This is a genomic window from Pseudomonas sp. (assembly GCF_050739775.1).
GTDB lineage: Bacteria > Pseudomonadota > Gammaproteobacteria > Pseudomonadales > Pseudomonadaceae > Aquipseudomonas.
In genome coordinates this window covers 60755-78676 of sequence record NZ_JBOICA010000009.1, presented here as the reverse complement: position 1 = coordinate 78676, position 17922 = coordinate 60755, and the positions used below count along the sequence as shown (strand labels likewise).

General features: G+C 61.2%; 15 protein-coding genes. 4 read left to right on the top strand and 11 right to left on the bottom strand.

The annotated features are described in order from the left end of the window. Positions 1-53 precede the first annotated feature (53 nt). From pheA to mtnA, 4 genes are all read right to left on the bottom strand, one after another. Positions 54-1148, bottom strand: coding sequence for a prephenate dehydratase (gene pheA / locus ACRESH_RS07045; RefSeq protein WP_431741290.1), 1095 nt, complete (start codon positions 1146-1148; stop codon positions 54-56). Next, positions 1148-2233, bottom strand: a complete 1086-nt coding sequence (gene serC, locus ACRESH_RS07040) for a 3-phosphoserine/phosphohydroxythreonine transaminase (RefSeq protein ID WP_431741289.1) — start codon at positions 2231-2233, stop codon at positions 1148-1150. The genes pheA and serC overlap by 1 nt, the downstream gene beginning before the upstream one ends. 99 nt (positions 2234-2332) lie before the next feature. Further along, the gene (gene gyrA / locus ACRESH_RS07035) at positions 2333-4969 is read right to left on the bottom strand and encodes a DNA gyrase subunit A (RefSeq protein WP_431741288.1); all 2637 of its coding nucleotides are present in this window, start codon (positions 4967-4969) and stop codon (positions 2333-2335) included. Between the two features lie 278 nt (positions 4970-5247). Further along, on the bottom strand, positions 5248-6324 hold the full coding sequence (gene mtnA / locus ACRESH_RS07030) for an S-methyl-5-thioribose-1-phosphate isomerase (RefSeq protein WP_431741287.1): 1077 nt from the start codon (positions 6322-6324) through the stop codon (positions 5248-5250). A 109-nt stretch (positions 6325-6433) separates the two neighbouring features. On the opposite strand from mtnA, the gene ACRESH_RS07025 reads away from it, so the two are divergent. The 4 genes from ACRESH_RS07025 (at position 6434) to ACRESH_RS07010 (ending at position 10045) form a co-directional block, all read left to right on the top strand. Next, positions 6434-7765: a TRZ/ATZ family hydrolase gene (locus ACRESH_RS07025; protein WP_431741286.1), complete on the top strand. Its 1332-nt coding sequence runs from the start codon at positions 6434-6436 to the stop codon at positions 7763-7765. 63 nt (positions 7766-7828) lie between these two features. Beyond that, on the top strand, positions 7829-8527 hold the full coding sequence (gene ubiG / locus ACRESH_RS07020) for a bifunctional 2-polyprenyl-6-hydroxyphenol methylase/3-demethylubiquinol 3-O-methyltransferase UbiG (protein ID WP_431741285.1): 699 nt from the start codon (positions 7829-7831) through the stop codon (positions 8525-8527). A 2-nt stretch (positions 8528-8529) separates the two neighbouring features. Then, positions 8530-9201: an N-acetylmuramic acid 6-phosphate phosphatase MupP gene (gene mupP / locus ACRESH_RS07015; RefSeq protein WP_431741284.1), complete on the top strand. Its 672-nt coding sequence runs from the start codon at positions 8530-8532 to the stop codon at positions 9199-9201. Positions 9202-9304: 103 nt separating this feature from the next. Then, on the top strand, positions 9305-10045 hold the full coding sequence (locus tag ACRESH_RS07010; RefSeq protein WP_431741283.1) for a YciK family oxidoreductase: 741 nt from the start codon (positions 9305-9307) through the stop codon (positions 10043-10045). 3 nt (positions 10046-10048) lie between these two features. Here ACRESH_RS07010 and ACRESH_RS07005 read toward each other — a convergent pair whose 3' ends face one another. From ACRESH_RS07005 to ACRESH_RS06975, 7 genes are all read right to left on the bottom strand, one after another. Beyond that, positions 10049-10801, bottom strand: a complete 753-nt coding sequence (locus ACRESH_RS07005; protein WP_431741336.1) for a TenA family transcriptional regulator — start codon at positions 10799-10801, stop codon at positions 10049-10051. A 71-nt stretch (positions 10802-10872) separates the two neighbouring features. Further along, positions 10873-13329 carry an EAL domain-containing protein gene (locus ACRESH_RS07000; protein ID WP_431741282.1) on the bottom strand — a complete coding sequence of 819 codons (2457 nt, stop codon included), beginning with the start codon at positions 13327-13329 and terminating at the stop codon, positions 10873-10875. 108 nt (positions 13330-13437) lie between these two features. Continuing rightward, the gene (locus tag ACRESH_RS06995; protein WP_431741281.1) at positions 13438-15270 is read right to left on the bottom strand and encodes an ABC transporter ATP-binding protein; all 1833 of its coding nucleotides are present in this window, start codon (positions 15268-15270) and stop codon (positions 13438-13440) included. Next, on the bottom strand, positions 15263-15895 hold the full coding sequence (locus tag ACRESH_RS06990) for a DsbA family protein (RefSeq protein ID WP_431741280.1): 633 nt from the start codon (positions 15893-15895) through the stop codon (positions 15263-15265). The genes ACRESH_RS06995 and ACRESH_RS06990 overlap by 8 nt, the downstream gene beginning before the upstream one ends. A 3-nt stretch (positions 15896-15898) precedes the next feature. Next, the gene (locus ACRESH_RS06985; RefSeq protein WP_431741279.1) at positions 15899-16837 is read right to left on the bottom strand and encodes a rhodanese-related sulfurtransferase; all 939 of its coding nucleotides are present in this window, start codon (positions 16835-16837) and stop codon (positions 15899-15901) included. Between the two features lie 108 nt (positions 16838-16945). Further along, a complete protein-coding gene (locus ACRESH_RS06980; protein WP_431741278.1) occupies positions 16946-17245 on the bottom strand; it encodes a BolA family protein in 300 nt (99 codons plus the stop codon). A 15-nt stretch (positions 17246-17260) separates the two neighbouring features. Beyond that, the gene (locus tag ACRESH_RS06975) at positions 17261-17785 is read right to left on the bottom strand and encodes a DUF2059 domain-containing protein (RefSeq protein ID WP_431741277.1); all 525 of its coding nucleotides are present in this window, start codon (positions 17783-17785) and stop codon (positions 17261-17263) included. Between the last annotated feature and the right edge of the window lie 137 nt (positions 17786-17922).

Below are 17922 nucleotides of genomic sequence, written 5' to 3'. Positions count from 1 at the left end.
TTCAACCACGGAGCAGGACCCTATTCAAATCTGCATGCACGCCATTCATTACCTCAGAGTACCGCTTTGGGATAGGAACCCAATACCTTGAGAGCCACGGCTTCCTGGCTGATTTTCTCCAGCACGGCCTTGATCAGCGGATCGCGATGATGGCCGATGAAGTCGATGAAGAACACGTAGGTCCATTTGCCACTGCGCGACGGACGGGTCTCGATACGGGTCAGGTCGATACCATTTTCATGGAACGGCACCAGCAACTCGTGCAAGGCCCCCGGCTTGTTGCTCATGGAGACGATGATCGAGGTCTTGTCGTCGCCAGTCGGCGGCACTTCCTGGTTACCGATCATCAGGAAGCGCGTGGAGTTGTCCGGGCGGTCTTCGATCTTCTCAGCCAGACGGGTCAGGCCGTAGAGGCCCGCCGCCATATCACCGGCGATGGCCGCCGAGTTCCACTCCCCCTTGACCCGCTTGGCCGCCTCAGCGTTGCTCGACACCGCGACGCGCTCAACGTTCGGATAGTGGGCATCCAGCCATTTACGACACTGGGCCAGGGACTGGGCGTGCGAGTAAATACGGCTGATGCTGTCGGTCTTGGTGTTTTCACCCACCAGCAGGTGGTGGTGAATACGCAACTCGACTTCGCCACAGATGACCATGTCGTGCTCGAGGAAGCTGTCGAGGGTGTGGTTGACCGCACCTTCGGTGGAATTCTCCACCGGCACCACGCCGAAATTGACGGCACCGGCCGCCACTTCGCGAAACACTTCGTCGATGGCCGCCATCGGCTTGCTGATCACCGCGTGGCCGAAGTGCTTCATCGCCGCCGCCTGGGTGAACGTACCCTCAGGGCCCAGGTAAGCAATCTTGAGCGGCTGCTCAAGAGCCAGGCACGAGGACATGATTTCGCGGAACAAGCGCGCCATTTCTTCGTTGCCCAACGGCCCCTGGTTGCGCTGCATTACACGCTTGAGCACCTGAGCCTCGCGCTCGGGCCGGTAGAACACCGGCACCTCACCTTCAGCCAGGGTCGCGGTCTTGACCCGCGCCACTTCCTGCGCACAGCGGGCACGATCACTGATCAGCTCGAGAATCTTCTCGTCGAGGCTGTCAATGCGCACCCGCAGCGCCTTGAGTTCCTGCTCCGACATCAGCCGTGCTCCTTCTCGAATTCAGCCATGTAGGTCACCAATGCCTCCACAGCGTCCAGACCCAGAGCGTTGTAGATCGAAGCACGCATGCCACCCACCGAACGGTGGCCCTTGAGATTGAGCAGGCCACGCGCATCGGCACCGGCGAGGAACGCCTGGTCCAGGCGCTCGTCGGCCAGGCGGAACGGCACGTTCATCCACGAACGGGCGTTGACGCTGATCGGGTTGCTGTAGAAGTCGCTGCTGTCGATAAAGCCGTACAGACGATCTTTCTTGGCCCGGTTGCGTTGCTCCATGGCTTCGACGCCGCCCTGCTCTTTCAGCCACTCGAAGACCAGCCCGGACAGGTACCAGGAATAGGTCGCCGGGGTGTTGTACATCGAGCCATTGTCGGCCGCGACCTTGTAGTCGAGCATGGTCGGGCAACTGCTGCGGGCGCGGCCGAGCAGGTCTTCGCGGACGATCACCACCACCAGGCCGCTCGGGCCGATGTTTTTCTGCGCACCGGCGTAGATCAGGCCGAAATTGGAGACATCAACCGGACGGGAGAGGATGTCCGAGGACATATCGACCACCAGCGGCACATCACCGGTCTGCGGCACCCAATCGAACTCCAGACCACCGATGGTCTCGTTCGAAGCGTAGTGCACGTAGGCAGCGTTGCTGCTCAGCTTCCACTCGTTCTGGCCGGGAATGGCAAGGTAGTCGTAAGGCTTGGCGCTGGCGGCAACATTGATATTGCCGTAGCGACGGGCTTCTTCGATGGCTTTCTTCGACCAGATACCGGTTTCGATATAGTCGGCGGTGCCATCTTCAGGCAGCAGGTTCAGCGGGATCTCGGCGAATTGCTGGCTCGCACCGCCCTGCAGGAAGAGAATCTTGTAGTTGGCGGGAACGGACATCAGGTCGCGCAGATCCTGCTCGGCCTTCTCGGCAATGGCCACGTAGTCGTCGCTACGGTGACTCATCTCCATCACGGACAGGCCTTTGCCACGCCAGTCCAGCATTTCAGCCTGGGCGCGCTGCAGTACCGCGTCGGGAAGCGCAGCAGGGCCTGCGCAGAAGTTAAAGGCTCGTTTGCTCACATCCACTCTCGCTCTGCTCATGATGTCCGTGGAGCCGGCCGGGTGGCGCAAAGAATGCGCCACGACGGCCACCCCACCAGGGTTACGCTACTGTGTTGATTATTCCTGCGGCGCCTCTTCGTCGCCAGCGGCCTGGGCCCCAGGTGCGTCATCGGCTTCAACGGCGTCAGCATCGTCCTCAAAGTCCTCGTCGCCTTCCTCTTCGGATGGCTCCTGGACACGCTCCACCCCCACCAGGGTCTCGTCGCTGGCCAGCTTGATGAGGGTCACGCCCTGGGTGTTACGACCCAGGCTGGAGACCTCGCCGACGCGGGTACGGACCAGGGTGCCCTGGTCGGAAATCAGCATGATTTCCTCGCCATCCTGCACCTGCACGGCACCGACCAGACGACCGTTACGCTCGTTGCTGACCATGGCGATAACGCCTTGACCGCCACGCTTGTACTCGGGGAACTCGCCGATTTCGGTACGCTTGCCATAACCACGCTCGGAGGCGGTGAGGATCTGGCTGCCCTCCTCCGGAATGATCATCGAGATCAGCTTCTGCCCTTCGGCCAGGCGCATGCCGCGCACACCGCGAGCGGTACGGCCCATGGCACGAACGTCGGACTCTTTGAAGCGGGTAACCTTGCCGGCGTCGGAGAACAGCATGACCTCACGCTCGCCATCGGTGATGGCCGCGGAAATCAGCACATCACCTTCGTCCAGTTCCAGAGCGATCAGACCGACGCTGCGTTGACGGCTGAAGGACTCCAGCGGGGTCTTCTTCACAGTACCGTTGGCGGTGGCCATGAAGATGAAGTGACCTTCGGTGTACTCCTCGACCGGCAACATGGTCGAGATGTACTCGCCTTCGTCCAGCGGCAGCAGGTTGACCAATGGTCGACCACGCGCAGCACGGGAGGCTTCGGGAATTTCGTAGGTCTTGAGCCAGTACACCTTGCCCTTGCTGGAGAACAGCAGCAGCGTGGTGTGGCTGTTGGCGACCAGCAGGTGCGAGATGTAGTCCTCGTCCTTGACGCCGGTGGCCGACTTGCCTTTGCCACCGCGACGCTGGGCCTGATAGGCCGCCAGCGGCTGGGTCTTGGCGTAACCGCCGTGGGAGATAGTCACAACCCGGTCTTCTTCCGGAATCATGTCACCCAGGGTCAGGTCCAGGCGTGCATCGAGAATTTCGGTGCGGCGCACATCGCCGTATTCAGCGCGGATCAGCTCCAGCTCTTCGCGAATCACTTCCATCAGGCGCTCGGCGCTGTTGAGGATGCGAATCAGCTCGCCGATCTGCTTGAGGATCTCCTGGTACTCGGCCAGCAGCTTCTCGTGCTCTAGGCCGGTCAGGCGGTGCAGACGCAGGTCGAGAATGGCCTGGGCCTGTTCCGGCGACAGGAAGTACTTGCCATCGCGCAGGCCGTATTGCTCGTCGAGGTTTTCCGGACGGCAGGACTCTGCGCCAGCACGCTCGACCATTACCTGCACGGCAGTGGATTCCCAAGGCGTGCTGATCAGCGCTTCCTTGGCCTCGGACGGGGTCGGCGACGCCTTGATCAGGGCGATGACCGGATCGATGTTGGACAGGGCAACGGCCTGACCCTCAAGGATATGGCCACGCTCGCGGGCCTTGCGCAGTTCGAATACGGTACGGCGAGTAACCACTTCGCGGCGGTGACGAACGAACGCCTCGAGCAGGTCCTTGAGGTTCAGTACCCGCGGACGGCCATCGATCAGCGCTACCACGTTGATGCCGAACACGCTCTGCAGCTGGGTCTGGGCGTAGAGGTTATTGAGGATGACCTCGGGCACCTCGCCACGGCGCAGTTCGATGACGATACGCATACCGTCCTTGTCGGACTCGTCGCGCAGCTCGGTGATACCTTCGAGTTTCTTTTCCTTGACCAGCTCGGCGATCTTCTCGATCAGACGCGCCTTGTTCAACTGGTAAGGCAGCTCGGTGACGACGATCTGCTGACGGCCACCGACCTTGTCGATGTCTTCGACCATCGAACGTGCACGCATGTAGATGCGGCCACGGCCGGTGCGGTAGGCCTCGATGATGCCCTGACGGCCGTTGATGATTGCAGCGGTCGGGAAATCCGGGCCGGGAATGAACTGCATCAGTTCATCGACGGTGATGTCGGCGTTGTCGATCAGCGCCAGGCAACCATCGATGACCTCACCGAGGTTGTGCGGCGGAATATTGGTCGCCATGCCCACGGCGATACCGCTGGAACCGTTGACCAGCAGGTTGGGGATCTTGGTCGGCATGACCGCCGGGATCAGCTCGGTGCCGTCGTAGTTGGGCACCCAGTCGACGGTTTCCTTGTGCAGGTCCGCCAGCAGCTCATGGGCCAGTTTGGTCATGCGCACTTCGGTGTATCGCATGGCTGCGGCGTTGTCGCCGTCCACCGAACCGAAGTTGCCCTGGCCGTCGACCAGCAGGTAACGCAGCGAGAACGGCTGGGCCATACGGACGATGGTGTCGTAGACCGCGGTATCACCGTGCGGGTGGTACTTACCGATCACGTCACCGACCACACGGGCGGATTTCTTGTACGGTTTGTTCCAGTCGTTACCCAGTTCGCTCATCGCATACAGAACGCGGCGATGCACGGGCTTCAAGCCATCACGCGCATCGGGCAGTGCACGCCCGACAATGACGCTCATCGCGTAGTCGAGGTAGGACTGTCTCAGTTCGTCTTCGATATTGACCGGGAGGATTTCTTTGGCCAGTTCGCCCATGAGAAGCCTGATTCCTTTTTCTGGTGAAACCTCGTCACATCCATATGGGACGAACGAAGCTCGCCGCTGCAAAGTGACTCCTTGCAGCGACTTACGACAAATCAACGAGTTAAGCCATGGATCTGCGCAGTAAAGACAACCCCGCGGGGCTGCCTTGGAAACCGTTGGATGTTACCACAATCGCCCAGACGGTGGGAGTAGGCTGCGCCACTACTACCCTACTGCTCGTCAGTAACGCCCGCTAGCCGCCCCAGCAGACCGCAAGCGGGAACAAAGACTCAGTGCAAACGCTTGCGGCACATCAGTTGTGCCATCTTTAGGGTATCCGGACGTTCGACGACCCCCTTCTCGGTCACGATCACGTCAATCAGATCTGCAGGGGTCACATCAAATGCCGGATTGAAGGCCTCGACATCAGCACCCACCTGCTTGCCGCCGACCTCCAGCAACTCGCTGGCGCTGCGCTCTTCGAGCAGGATGTCTTCGCCACTTTCCAGATTCATATCGATGCTCGAGCTCGACGCCACGACCATGAAGCGCACACCGTGGTGCATGGCATTGACAGCCAGTTGGTAGGTGCCGATCTTGCTGGCCATGTCACCATTGGCGGTGATGCGCTCCGCACCGACGATGACCCAGGTAATACCCTTGGTTTTCATCAGGTGGGCAGCGGCGGAGTCGGCAGTGACGGTCAGCGCAATGCCTTCGTTGGCCAACTCCCAGGCAGTCAGGCGCGAGCCCTGCAGCCAGGGCCGGGTTTCATCGACATAGACCCGCTCGACCATGCCCTCCAGGTAGGCCGCACGGATCACCCCCAGCGCGGTGCCGAAACCGCCGGTTGCCAGAGCGCCAGTATTGCAGTGGGTCAGCAAAGCCTGCTGGTTGCCCTGGTGCTTGCGAATCAGCTCGACCCCCAACTGCGCCATGGTCAGGTTGGCCTCGCGATCACTGTCATGGATGGCGACGGCTTCGGCGGCCATGATCGCTGCCACATCCTCGCCTTGCTTGATCCGCAACAAACGTTCACGCATGCGATTGAGCGCCCAGAACAGGTTGGCACCAGTGGGGCGTGAGTTGACCAGGAGCTCGAAATCCTCTTCCAGGGCCATCTCCCAATCGTCGCCCTCAGCCAGGCGCTGGCGCACGGCCATGGCCAGCCCGTAAGCAGCGCTGATACCAATCGCCGGCGCGCCGCGCACCACCATCGAACGAATGGCCTGGGCCACCTCGGCCGCGTCGGTGCAAGCCTGCCAGGTCTGCTCAAACGGCAGAACACGCTGATCGAGCAGGTACAGGACGCCATCACGCCAATCGATGGCTTTCACCTTCTCTGTTGCCAGTAGTCGATCGCGCATGCCTCACCCCATCATTCGGACATCAAAAGCGCACGATTATAGCGAGCCCCAGGCGCAGACGCTCGGGTATACTTCGCCCTCAGCCCAAGTGTCTCAGGGAAATCCTGCCATGCCCAAACCCGCTACGCCGCTCGACCTGTTGCTCCTGCCTACCTGGCTGGTGCCTGTCGAACCTGCCGGGGTGGTATTGAAGGAGCATGGCCTGGGTATTCGCGATGGGCAGATCGTTTTCATCGGCCCCAGGGCCGAGGCTGAGCGCTTCGTCGCCAGCGAAACCCGCGAGCTGCCAGGCTGCCTGCTCAGCCCTGGGCTGATCAACGCCCACGGCCATGCCGCAATGTCCCTGTTCCGCGGCCTGGCCGATGACCTGCCGCTGATGACCTGGCTCGAAGAACACATCTGGCCGGCCGAAGGTCGCTGGGTCGATGAAGATTTCGTCCGCGACGGTACCGACCTGGCCATTGCCGAGCAGATCAAAGGCGGCATTACCTGCTTCTCGGACATGTACTTCTTCCCCAAGATCGCCAGTGAACGGGTACACAACAGCGGCATCCGTGCGCAGATCGCCGTGCCGCTGCTGGATTTCCCGATCCCGGGCGCACGCAGCATCGAAGAAGGCCTGCACCTGGGCGTCGAACTGTTTGGCGACCTGCGTCACCACCCGCGTATCACCGTGGCAATGGGCCCACATGCGCCTTACACGGTGAGTGACGAAAACCTGGAGAAGATCCGGGTCATCGCCGAAGAGCTCGACGCGCCGATTCACATGCACATCCATGAAACCGCCTTCGAGGTGGAACAATCGCTGGCAACCCGCGGCGAGCGCCCACTGGCCCGCCTTGCCCGCCTGGGCTTGCTCGGACCGCGCCTGCAAGCGGTGCACATGACCCAGGTCAGCGACGAAGACCTGGCCCTGCTGGTAGAAAGCAACACCAGCGTGGTGCACTGCCCGGAATCCAACCTCAAGCTGGCCAGTGGCTTCTGCCCGGTCGAGCGCTTGTGGCAGGCGGGTGTCAATGTCGCGCTGGGTACCGATGGCGCGGCCAGCAACAACGACCTCGACCTGCTCGGCGAAACCCGTACTGCGGCCCTGCTGGCCAAGGCCGTGGCCGGCTCGGCGGCCGCCCTCGATGTTCACCGGGCACTGCGCATGGCCACCCTCAACGGGGCCCGGGCGCTGGGCCTGGAAACGCTGACCGGCTCGCTGGAAGCAGGCAAGGCCGCCGACCTGGTGGCCTTCGACCTGTCAGGTCTTGCCCAGCAACCGATCTACGACCCGGTTTCGCAACTGATCTACGCCAGCGGCCGAGACTGCGTGAAGCATGTCTGGGTCGCCGGCAAGCAACTGCTCGACGAGCGCCGCCTGACCCGCATGGACGAACAGGCACTGCATGCCACTGCCTGCGCCTGGGGCCAGCGGATTGGCGAGCGCACCGAATAACTGGCAGGCAGCTACGGCTGCCGGCCCGTGACACCTTTAATCAAAGTTTCAGAGGACCGTTCCATGAGCAACGTCGACCACGCCGAAATCGCCAAGTTCGAAGCCCTGGCCCACCGCTGGTGGGACCGCGAGAGCGAGTTCAAGCCGCTGCACGACATCAACCCGCTGCGCGTCAACTGGATCAACGAGCGGGTCAACCTGGCCGGTAAAAAGGTCCTCGACGTCGGTTGCGGCGGTGGCATTCTCAGCGAAGCCATGGCCCAACGCGGCGCCACCGTCATGGGCATCGACATGGGCGAAGCGCCGCTGGCCGTAGCCCAACTGCACCAGCTCGAATCCGGCGTAGAGGTCGAATACCGGCAGATCACCGCCGAAGCCCTGGCCGAAGAAATGCCCGAGCAATTCGACGTGGTCACCTGCCTGGAAATGCTTGAGCACGTTCCTGACCCCTCTTCGGTAATCCGCGCTTGCTACCGCATGGTCAAGCCGGGCGGCCAGGTGTTTTTCTCGACCATCAACCGCAATCCCAAGGCCTACCTGTTCGCGATCATCGGCGCCGAGTACATCATGAAGCTGCTGCCGCGCGGCACCCATGACTTCAAGAAGTTCATCCGCCCTTCCGAACTTGGCGCCTGGAGCCGTGAAGCCGGCCTGAACGTCAAGGACATCATCGGCCTGACCTATAACCCGCTGACCAAGCATTACAAACTGGCCAACGACGTCGACGTCAATTACATGATCCAGACCCTGCGCGAGGAATGAGCATGCGCCTGAGAGCAGTACTTTTCGACATGGACGGCACCCTGCTCGACACGGCGCCGGACTTCATCGCCATCTGCCAGGCGATGCTCGCCGAGCGCGGCCTGCCTGCCATCGACGACCAGCGCATTCGTGACGTGGTCTCCGGCGGGGCCAAGGCCATGGTCTCGGTCACTTTCAATCTCGATCCTGAAGCGGCGGCATTCGAGGCCCTGCGCCTGGAGTTCCTGGAACGCTACCAGCACGGCTGCGCGGTACACAGCAAGCTTTACGACGGCATGGCCGAACTGTTGGCCGACATCGAGAAAAGCAACCTGTTGTGGGGCGTGGTGACCAACAAACCGCTGCGCTTCGCCGAACCGATCATGCACCAGCTGGGCCTGGCCGAACGCTCGGCCCTGCTGATCTGCCCGGACCACGTAACGAACAGCAAACCGGACCCCGAGCCGCTGATCCTCGCCTGCAAGACCTTGGATCTGGACCCGGCCAGCGTACTGTTCGTCGGCGACGATCTGCGCGATATCGAGTCCGGCCGCGATGCCGGCACCCGCACCGCGGCAGTGCGCTACGGCTATATTCATCCGGATGACAACCCCAACAACTGGGGCGCGGATGTGGTGGTCGATCATCCGCTGGAGCTGCGCAAGGTGCTTGATAGCGCGCTTTGCGGTTGCTGAACACTTAGCTAGCAAGGCTTTGCCTTGCATCGCCGGCAACGCCGGCTCCTACAGGGAGCTGGCTTGCCAACGATGAAGCCATCACCTATCTAGAGGTAACCCCATGTTCGATTACTCCGCCCGCCCCGACCTGCTCAAAGGCCGGACCATCATGGTCACCGGCGCCGGTCGCGGAATCGGTGCAGCGGCCGCCAAGGCCTACGCCGCCCACGGCGCGACCGTACTGCTGCTGGGCAAGACTGAAGCTAACCTGGGCCAGGTCTATGACGAGATCGAAGCGGCCGGCCATCCTAAGCCTGTGGTCATCCCGTTCAACCTGGAAACCGCCCTGCCGCATCAGTACGACGAACTGGCGGCAATGATCGAAACCGAGTTCGGCCATATCGACGGCCTGCTGCACAACGCCTCGATCATCGGCCCACGCACGCCGCTGGAACAGCTGTCCGGCGACAACTTCATGCGTGTGATGCAGGTCAACGTCAATGCCATGTTCATGCTCACCAGCACCTTGCTGCCACTGCTCAAGCTGTCCCAGGATGCTTCAGTGATCTTCACCTCCAGCAGCGTCGGGCGCAAAGGCCGGGCCTACTGGGGTGCCTATGGGGTATCGAAGTTCGCCACCGAGGGGCTGATGCAAACCCTCGCCGACGAACTGGAAGGTGTGGCGCCGGTGCGCTCCAACAGCGTCAATCCAGGCGCCACCCGCACCAGCATGCGCGCCCAGGCCTATCCGGGCGAGAACCCGGAGAACAATCCGCTGCCCGAGCAGATCATGCCGGTTTACCTGTACTTGATGGGCCCTGACAGCACTGGCGTCAACGGCCAGGCGTTCAACGCCCAGTAAGGTTCAACCCTCGACCAGCTCCGCCTGAGCACGGGCGGGCTGGCGCTGTTCCAGCTGCATGCAGCGCTCAAGGAACAGGAACATGTAATCGTAGCTCTTGCAGATCGCCCGACGCAACTCGGTCTGCAACGCCTGGGACGGATGATTACCGGCCAGGGTACAGACAATTTCCAATGCCTCCCACGGGTGGGCATCGTCGTACTGGGCATGCATCTTCAGCCACTTCATGGCGCGCTTGCGCCCCTCTTCCGGGAAGCCCTGGGCATACACGCCCGTCGAACAGACCAATGCCGACCATTCGCCGGTCGCCCCTTCGATCGCGTAATTGGTCGCGGCGATGGCAACCACCAGTGAATCGGCTGCGCAGGTATGCCAGCACCAGTCGCTCAGGGCGTTGAGCTCGGTCGGTACGTCCTGGGCCTGCAGGTCCTCCAGGCTAACGCCATGGGCCTGGCTCCAGTACAGCCAGTAGTCGCCATGATTGAGCTCGACACGAATGTTGCGCATCAGCCAGCGACGCGCCATGTCCTCGCCGGGATGGCGGGCGTAGCGAGTCTTGGTCAGGTTCTTGGCCATGTACAGGGAAAACTGCTCAACCACCGGCCAGCCGCCAATCAGATACTGGCGCATAGTGCGAGCGCTGAGCCGACCGTCGCGCATGCGCTGATAGAGTTCGTGTTCGGCTACCCGGCGCTTGCTCTCATGGCAGTCCTTGATCAACTGCTGGGCCCAGAGCGGGTAACTGGTGGGGTCCATCAATGGACCGGTACGGATAAACGCGTCAATCACTGTCTGCTCCTTGTTCCTTGTGATTTTCGTACGGATCTTCAGCGAAAGGTCCCTGGTGCCTTGAACAATAAGGGCCTCGAGCTAATCCGTTGGCGTTGCAGGCTGTCGCAGGTGAACACCTGTGGCCGCTCGATCAGGTACCCCTGGGCGTAATCGACGCCTATTTCCTGCAGGGCTTGCTCGATCAACGGCGTTTCGACGAATTCGGCAATGGTGCGTTTGCCCATGACATGACCGATGTGATTGATGACTTCAACCATAGCCCGGTTGATCGGGTCATCGAGCATGTCTTTGACGAAACTTCCGTCGATCTTCAGGAAGTCTACAGGCAAGTGCTTCAAATACGCGAACGACGACATCCCGGCACAGAAGTCATCCAGAGAGAACCGGCAGCCCAGGCCTTTGAGTTCATTGATGAAGCGTATGGCGCTGCCCAGATTGGCGATTGCACTGGTTTCGGTGATTTCGAAACAAATCATCTGCGGCGCAATACCATACTCACCAAACAGTCGCCGCAGGTATTCAAGGAACTTGTCATCACCGATGCTGCTGCCAGACAGATTGATCGCACACATGGCCAAGGGGCCGTCGCGCTGCTCGTCCAGACTCTGGCGAATGACCTTGAAGACACTGCGCACCACCCAACGATCCAACGCGGTCATCAAGCCATAGCGCTCAGCGGCAGGGATGAAGCTGTCCGGCAGGATGATCCGCCCGCTTTCATCCTGCAGACGCAAGAGGATTTCGATATGCCCAGCCCCCTCATGGGGCCCCAGGGCAGCGATTTCCTGGGCGTACAGACAGAAGCGGTTTTCTTCCAGAGCCACATGCAGGCGCTGAATCCAGGCCATTTCGCCAAAGCGCATGGACAACTCACTGTCGTCGGCGTGATACACCTGCACCCGATTGCGGCCCTTCTCTTTGGCCATGTAGCAGGCCATGTCGGCCGCGCGCAGGGACGCCTCCAAGGTGGTGGGCACCTGAGCGATATGCACCAGCCCCAGACTCACCGTGGTCATGAACGGACGCCCCTTCCAGACGAAATGCAGGCTCTGCACGGCCTGACGCAGGCTTTCGGCGATGCGCTCGGCCTGCTCTTGCGGGCAATTCTCCAGGAGGATGCCAAACTCGTCGCCGCCCAACCGCGCCAGCGTGTCACCTTCCCGCAGACCCGCTTGTAGCACGGCACAAATGTGTCGTAGCAGCTCATCACCGGCCGCATGCCCGCAGGTGTCGTTGACCAGCTTGAACTGGTCGAGGTCGAGAAACATCAAGGCATGCCGTGCGGGTTTGCGTGCCAGGGCATTGAGCGCCTGCTCCAGGCGGTATTCGAACTCGCGGCGGTTGGCCAGGCCGGTCAGCGCGTCATGGGTCGCCTGCCAGGACAGATTGGCGATGTACTGACGCTCCTGGGTCATGTCATGCAGTACCAGGACGATGCCGCTGACCTGCCCGTCAGCCATGATCGGCGCCCCGACCAGGGTAACCGACACCGTGCTGCCATCCAGGCGCTGAATCAGCTTGGTGTGTTCACTGTCGGCCTTGAGACCGCCGCTGAGGATACGCTCGACCAGGGTCAGGCTGTCTTTCTCGGCATTCTCATCAAGCAGGCTGAACAGCGCCGCCAAGGGCAGGCCATGGGCTTGGGTGGCGTGCCAGTGAGTCAGTTGCTCGGCTGCCGGGTTCATGTAAGCGATGCAACCCTCGACGTCGGTGGTGATCACCCCGTCGCCAATGGACTCAAGGGTGATTTGCGCCCGCTCCTTTTCCACCTGCAAGGCGTTGGCAAACGCCTGGCGCTGGGCCAGCAACTTGCTTGAGCGCATCCAGGCCAGGGCAATCAGAAACAGTGCAGTGGCAAGGTTGGTCCCCAGCAGTACCCGCAGCAGCATCCGCGAACCTTCGCCCAAGGCGTCGCTGAATGCTCGGGCAGCGGGCGTCACACCGTCGTTGATGGTGGCAATGCGCGCTTTCCATTCGGCCACAGCATGGGCATCAGCCGTACCTGAGCGAAAGCCTTCGTGCATCTGCTGGGCAACTTCGTCCAGTTGACTGAGGAAACCGTCACCCACCGCCCACAGCTCAATGGCTTTTTCCAGGTAACTGACCTGGCGAAAGTTCAGGTACAACCAAATGACACTGGAGACGTCGTCAGGATGGTTGCCACCCTGAAGAATGCCACGGCGCGCAGCTTCCAGGTCCGGGCTAGGCAAATCCAGAGCCGCGCGCAAGTCATGCCCGCCCTGCGGTACGGCAAAGGATTTTTGGTACTTGCGAAATACTGCCTCGTCACGGTTATCGGCATACAGATCGAGGTAGTAGATCGCATCCTTCTGCCCCTTGGACCAGAGGCTCTCCCCCGCCACATAGCCACGCACCGCCGACAACGCGTACAGGCTGATGCCGCCCAGCAATGCCTGAAACAACACCACGGCAACAAATGGCCAGATGATGCCCAACAGGTTCGGGGCTTCGAGAGTCCGTTTTCGCTTCATGAGGTCCCTTGCACACAGAGCCGGATGAATCTCTATCTTATTGATGCACAGCCTAGGCTATTTGCTCTCAATACTAGAGAGCTTTTCCATTTACTCAGCACTTTGCCCTCAACTCTGTTGCAAATGACCATATAGCTTGGCGTACAAGCCGCCATCAGCAATCAGTTGCTGATGATCGCCATCCTCGGCGACATGCCCGCCATCGAAGACCAGTACCCGGTCGGCCTGCTTCACAGCGGACAGACGATGGGCAATGATCAATGTGGTACGCGCACTGAGGAAGCGGGCAAGGGCTTGATGCAGATTGTATTCGGTGGCCGCATCCAGGGCCGAGGTGGCTTCGTCGAGAATCACCACCTTGGGCTCGGCCAGGACCATCCGCGCAATCGCCAGGCGCTGGCGCTGCCCCCCTGACAAACGTACGCCCGAGCGTCCGACCACGGTATCCAGGCCACGGGGTAATGCCGCAATGGTTGTGTCAAGCTGGGCAATACCCAGCGCCTGCCAACAGGCTTCGTCGCTGCAGTCGCGGCCCATGGCCAGGTTGGCGCGCACCGTGTCGTTGAACAGCGACGGATGCTGCAGCACCACCGCGACATGCTCACGCAGGGTTTCCAGGCCGATGTCCTGCAAGGTCGAGCCACCGAAGCGGATGGTGCCGGCCTGGGCGCTGTAGAGCCCAAGCAGCAACTGCACCAGAGTGCTCTTGCCACCACCACTGGCGCCGACGATAGCGACCTTTTCGCCCGGGGCGATGGACAGGTTCAACTGATCGAGCACCGGCTCGTCGGCATAGGCAAAGCGCAGTCCCTGCACTTCGATACCCAGCGTGTCACGCCCCTCGAACGGATTGACGCCACCGGGGTACTGCGGCTCGTCGGCACGGGCGAGCAATTCGTTGAGCCGGCTCAGCGCGCCGCCAGCAGCATAATAGGCGTATTGCAGGTTCAGCAGCTGCTCGACCGGACCGATCATGAACCACAGGTAACTGAACACCGCCAGCATCTGTCCGATCGACAAGTCGGAGAACAGCACGGTAAGCATCGCCGCGGCGCGGAAAATATCAATGCCGAACTGGAACAGCAGGCCGCTGGCGCGGCCACTGGCATCACTTTTCCACTGCGAAGCGACTGCGTAGTTGCGCACCTCCTGAGCACGCAAACCGAGGCGCCCGAGGAAATAGCCCTGGCGATTGCTGGCACGAATTTCCTGGATAGCGTCCAGGGTTTCGGTCAGCGCCTGGGTGAAGCGTGAAGTGCTGTCGTTCTCCAGCTTTTTCAGGTGCTTGACCCGTTTTCCCAACTGCACCGTGGCAAAAATGACCAAGGGGTTGAACAGCAGGATCAGCAACGCCAGCTTCCAGTGCATCCACATCAGAATCGCGGCGGTCCCGGTCAGGGTCAGCATGGCGACCAGGAAGCGACTCAAGGTCTCGCCGACGAACTTGTCCAGGGTGTCCAGGTCGGTGACCAGGTGCGTGGTCACCGTGCCGCTGCCCAGGCTTTCGTATTCCTTCAGGGAGATTCGCTTGAGCCGTTCGATCAAGCGGATGCGCAGGCGATAGACGATGTCCTTGGCAAGGCCGGCGAACAGCTTGGCCTGAACCACGTTGAAGGCCAGCGCGGCACAGCGCAGACACAGGGTCAGCAGCAGCATGAGACCGATGTAACCGGCCGCCACCTGCCAGTTGCCCGGCAACAGCTGATTCATCCACTTGAGCGCGGCATCACCATGCCCGAGCAAGACCTCGTCGACCAGCAACGGCAGCAACAAGGGAATAGGCACGCTGCACAGGGCCGCCAGCACCGCAATGCCGTTGGCGATCCACAGGGCTTTCTTGTGGTGCAGGGCCAGGCGGCGAATGTGTGCCCAGCTCAGTCGATCGGCAACGGCGGCAGCAGGCCCCGGCACAGGGTCGGGTGACCCTGGCAGGTCAAGCACAGGCGGCCTGCTGCAGCCAGCGGCCGAGCAGCGGGCTTAACGAGTCGAGCGACTGGTAGCCATTGGTCAGCAACGCCAGCTGGCCGTTACGTTCGGCCAGCAAGGTTGGAAAGCCGGCGATGCCCAGATCCTGTACCCAGGTGAAATCGGAGGCCGTGGCCGCGCGCACCTCGGCACTGGCAAAGCATTCGGCAAAAGCCGCTCGCTCAAAACCAACCTGTTCGGCCAACTCCACCAGCCTGGGTGCACGGGTAACGTCTTCGCCGCCCTGATAGAACGCCTGCTGGATCGCCGCAAGCAATGCCCAGGTGCGCTGTCCGTCAAGACCTCGGGCCGCCACCAGAGCGCGGCAGGCAGGCTCGGTGTCATAGACAAAACCGTCCGGCATCGCGCCTTCGAGGGTGAAGGGTTGGCCAGTGGCGGCGTTGACCGCCTGCCAGTGCTCGAGGATGTAACCCCGGGTCGATGCATCCAGCGCAGAGCTGCCCGTGCGCAAGCCGCCGAGCACCAGGTGGGTGTCGATCCCGGCTGCCCGCGCCTGGGCGATCAGGGCTTGGGCCACTGGTGCAAACCCCCAGCACCAGGAGCACATCGGGTCCATTACATAGAGCAGGCGTGCAGACATCTATCAGGCCTCGGCAGCTTTGCGGTAGTTGTGACCGATCGGGTGCGGCATGTTACGGGCCTTGGCCAACTCGATCTGCTTCTGCCGGTCAATGGCACTGCGTCGGGTCTTTTCGCTCAGGCTGTCCCAGCAATGCGGGCAGCTGATACCCGGCGAATAGTGCTCGGACGCCCGCTCCTCCACGCTGACCGGGGTGCGGCAGGCATGGCACTGGTCATAGTCGCCTTCGGTCAGGTCGTGACGCACGGTGACCCGGTTGTCGAACACGAAGCAGTCGCCCTGCCAGCGGCTTTCATCCTGCGGCACCTCTTCGAGGTATTTGAGGATCCCGCCTTTAAGATGATAGACCTCTTCGAAACCTTCACCGAGCATGTAGCTGGAGGCTTTTTCGCAACGAATGCCACCGGTGCAGAACATCGCCACCTTCTTGTGCCGCGCCGGATCGAAGTTGGCCTTGATGTACTGGGGAAACTCACGGAAGGTGGTGGTTTTCGGGTCGATCGCGCCTTCGAAAGTGCCAATGGCCACTTCGTAGTCATTGCGGGTATCGATCAGCAGCACTTCGGGATCGCTGATCAGCGCGTTCCAATCCTTGGGCTCAATGTAGGTGCCAACCTTGTGGTTCGGGTCCACGCCCGCCACACCGAGGGTGACGATCTCTTTCTTGAGCTTGACCTTGGTGCGATAGAACGGTTGTTCGTCGCAGTAGGATTCCTTGTGATCGATATCCACCAGGCGGGCATCGCTGCGCAGCCAGGCCAGCAGGCCATCGATACCTTCACGGGTACCGGACACAGTGCCGTTGATGCCTTCTTCGGCCAGCAGCAGGGTGCCCTTGATGTCGTTGGCCGACATGCTTTCGAGCAGCGGCTCGCGCAACTCGACGTAATCTTTCAGGGTGACGAACTTGTACAGCGCCGCCACGACGATAGCTTGGGTCATGCAATAAATCTCCAGGTGGTCACCCTCGCAAAGGGCGGACCGGATAGCAAAAAAAAACGCGCCGACGAGCGGCGCGTTGCACATTCTAGCAAAAACCTGACGATGAAATCAGTGTTTGCTGCCACCTGCACAGGTGGGTGAGGCAGGCGCTGCGCCGACCTTCTGCCACTCTTCGGGGGTATAGGTGTGCAGGGCCAGAGCATGGACCTGGCCCATCAGCTCACCAAGGGTGGCGTAGACCTTCTGGTGACGCTTGACGCTGTTCAGGCCTTCAAACTGCTCGCTGACCAGTACCGCCTTGTAGTGGGTCTGTTGGCCACGGCTGTGCATGTGGCTTTCATCGAGCACCGAAAGGTGCTGCGGCGCCAGCATGGCCAGACGCTGTTCAATCTTTTGCTGCATGGACATGGACGGCTCCACGTATTACTTCTTAGCTGGCGCGGCGGCCTTGCCAGCGTTCGGGTCGAGTTCCTTGGTCATGTCAGCCAGCAGCTTGTTGACCACCGGCACCGCGCTTTCCAGCTTCTGCTGGGTCAATTGGGCCGACTGCTGGGTAACCTGCGGCATCTTTTCCAGGACTTTTTTGCCCAGTGGCGACTGGTAGAAAGCGACCAGGTCCTTGAGCTCGCTTTCGCTGAAGGTGCTGGTGTAGAGCTTGACCATGTCCGGCTTGAGCTTGTTCCAGCCGATAGCCTGGTCCAGGGCGGTGTTGGCCTTGGCCTGGTAGCTGTCGAGCACGGATTTTTTCGAGGCTGGGGCCTTGGTCTGCTCGAAACGCTGGGCAAACATCTGCTGTACCTGCATGTAGACCGGAGTACCGAGCTTGTCGGCATGCGCCATCATGAGGAATTTTTCAGCACTGGCGTTGTGGCTAGCGGTATCTGCAAGCACTTGGCCGCTGGCGCAGACCAGCGCAACAGCGGTGCAAAGGGCGCGTAGACGGGTCATCGTAATTCCTTCATCAGACATAGGAGGTAGTACCCCAGAGTAGAGCATTCTGCGCCGACTCGGGCACAGCACTCAAGTGGGTCGACGAGCGATGGAACCGCTGCGCCAAAAAGGGACCTAAACTGCGAATTCAGACC

What these genes read in the sequence shown, in the direction of transcription:
- ACRESH_RS07025 (WP_431741286.1), top strand. Translation starts at nt 6,434, where the DNA reads ATGCCCAAACCCGCTACGCCGCTCGACCTGTTGCTCCTGCCTACCTGG.
- mtnA (WP_431741287.1), bottom strand. Translation starts at nt 6,324, where the DNA reads ATGCGCGATCGACTACTGGCAACAGAGAAGGTGAAAGCCATCGATTGG.
- ubiG (WP_431741285.1), top strand. Translation starts at nt 7,829, where the DNA reads ATGAGCAACGTCGACCACGCCGAAATCGCCAAGTTCGAAGCCCTGGCC.
- mupP (WP_431741284.1), top strand. Translation starts at nt 8,530, where the DNA reads ATGCGCCTGAGAGCAGTACTTTTCGACATGGACGGCACCCTGCTCGAC.
- gyrA (WP_431741288.1), bottom strand. Translation starts at nt 4,969, where the DNA reads ATGGGCGAACTGGCCAAAGAAATCCTCCCGGTCAATATCGAAGACGAA.
- pheA (WP_431741290.1), bottom strand. Translation starts at nt 1,148, where the DNA reads ATGTCGGAGCAGGAACTCAAGGCGCTGCGGGTGCGCATTGACAGCCTC.
- ACRESH_RS06985 (WP_431741279.1), bottom strand. Translation starts at nt 16,837, where the DNA reads ATGACCCAAGCTATCGTCGTGGCGGCGCTGTACAAGTTCGTCACCCTG.
- ACRESH_RS06980 (WP_431741278.1), bottom strand. Translation starts at nt 17,245, where the DNA reads ATGTCCATGCAGCAAAAGATTGAACAGCGTCTGGCCATGCTGGCGCCG.
- ACRESH_RS06975 (WP_431741277.1), bottom strand. Translation starts at nt 17,785, where the DNA reads ATGACCCGTCTACGCGCCCTTTGCACCGCTGTTGCGCTGGTCTGCGCC.
- ACRESH_RS07010 (WP_431741283.1), top strand. Translation starts at nt 9,305, where the DNA reads ATGTTCGATTACTCCGCCCGCCCCGACCTGCTCAAAGGCCGGACCATC.
- ACRESH_RS07005 (WP_431741336.1), bottom strand. Translation starts at nt 10,801, where the DNA reads ATGGACCCCACCAGTTACCCGCTCTGGGCCCAGCAGTTGATCAAGGAC.
- ACRESH_RS07000 (WP_431741282.1), bottom strand. Translation starts at nt 13,329, where the DNA reads ATGAAGCGAAAACGGACTCTCGAAGCCCCGAACCTGTTGGGCATCATC.
- ACRESH_RS06990 (WP_431741280.1), bottom strand. Translation starts at nt 15,895, where the DNA reads ATGTCTGCACGCCTGCTCTATGTAATGGACCCGATGTGCTCCTGGTGC.